The 1,602-nt window shown below is 57.1% G+C and carries 1 protein-coding gene; it reads left to right on the top strand.

Annotated elements, in window-relative coordinates:
• Nucleotides 1-847 precede the first annotated feature (847 nt).
• On the top strand, nucleotides 848-1,602 hold a 755-nt coding region (locus C448_RS03195), incomplete at its 3' end, for a transposase (RefSeq protein WP_004051871.1).

Here is a 1,602-nt window from a genome sequence, read left to right on the forward strand (position 1 = left end):
AACGACGATAGCAATCGCTGCTGGCGGATGCCCAGAGGTTCGGAGCATGGAAAACTACAAGCCACCGTTCAGATTACAAGTCTGGCTTTTGATGGTTCAAGCATGTCGACGTCGAACTCTTCGACAGCGGTAAACGATCTTGTTGAACAGGCTGAAGAGTTGTGCGACGTTCACGACCACATCACGCGGATTATCGCGAATCTCGACATTTCGCGTGATACCTTCTCCGATCAGTACGCCCACCCTGGACAGGCGCAGTTCGACTTCGAACCAGTCATCCGCATGTTTCTCTACAAGCACGCGCGTGAGTTCAACGACAGTGAACTCACGCGCCGTCTCACGGGTACAGCCTACGTCTTCGTCCGATTTCGCCTTTCTCGGTCACCCACTCAGCAGGGCATCAGCTACATCTGGCGGCGTCGGCTCTCGCTCGCCGACCGCCGCCAGATCAAGGCCACCGCCCGTGCGATTCGTGAGGTAGCTGCCAATCATGATCTCATCTCGCCCGGCGAGCCACGGCTCGACCCGGGCGAGATTGATGATGCCGGTGTCACGGAGGACCAGATCATGCGGGCGATCCGAATCGCCCGCGATCGTGGGCTCTCCGCGTTTGAGACCGACCGAGCAGCCAATACGACCTATCCCGACGAAGTGTTCTTCGAACGCCAAGCCTACCTGAACCTCGCAGACGTCGGAACGACGACGCCGCGTCGTCGTTTCGACCGGCTGAGNNNNTTTCGTCGGTGGCGACAGGCCACCAGATTGGGATCGCCTCCGTGAGGCGATCCTCGAACCATTCCACGAGGGTGTCGAATGTCTCCTCGACGAGGTCACCGAACGCGGTGGTGTGCGTCAGCCGGTCATCGCTGCCATCGATGTTACTCCGTGGGAATTCTACCCGTCACCCTACAAAGACAACGAGGATATCGAACGGGACGACGAGCCGATCATCGTCAACGGCGAAGAGAAGGTTCCCAAAGAAGAGTTCCCCGAGATGGTGAGCGGAGATCCAGATCACCGCCGCAGCTACAAGTTCGCGACGCTCACGATCGTTGGCGAGGACACACCGATCGTATTAGCCATTGAACCCGTCCGAGAGGCGTCGGTCTGGGAGACCGACGCCGGTGAATCCACGACGAAGACAGAATTCGTGGGCCGGTTGCTTGAGCAAGCCAAGCAACATGTCGATATCCACAAAGTATTCGCCGACCGTGAGTTCGACGCGCACGGAGTGCGCGACGAACTCGACCGACACGGCGTCACCTATCTTATCCCGAAGAAAAAGTACGCAGCAGATTGGCACAGAATCGAACAAATTGACGAACACTCGGTCGCAGATGTCGCGGTTGAACGTGAGGTGCCACTCTGGGTCGATAGCCGAAAACACAAAACAAGCATCATATATGTCCCATCGACAGAAGAAGAGGGGAAGTATGCGGTCTTCACGACAAATCGCGACCTATCGCCGGATGAGGCCATAGGTCTCACCTCGCAGTACCGCCAGCGGTGGGTGATCGAAAACGAGTACAAGACCATCAAGAAACACTTCCTTCCGACGACCGCCTCAACGGATTACCGCATTCGGTTGCTGTACTTCGTTCT

The sequence above is a fragment of the Halococcus morrhuae DSM 1307 genome (genome assembly GCF_000336695.1).
Lineage (GTDB): Archaea > Halobacteriota > Halobacteria > Halobacteriales > Halococcaceae > Halococcus > Halococcus morrhuae.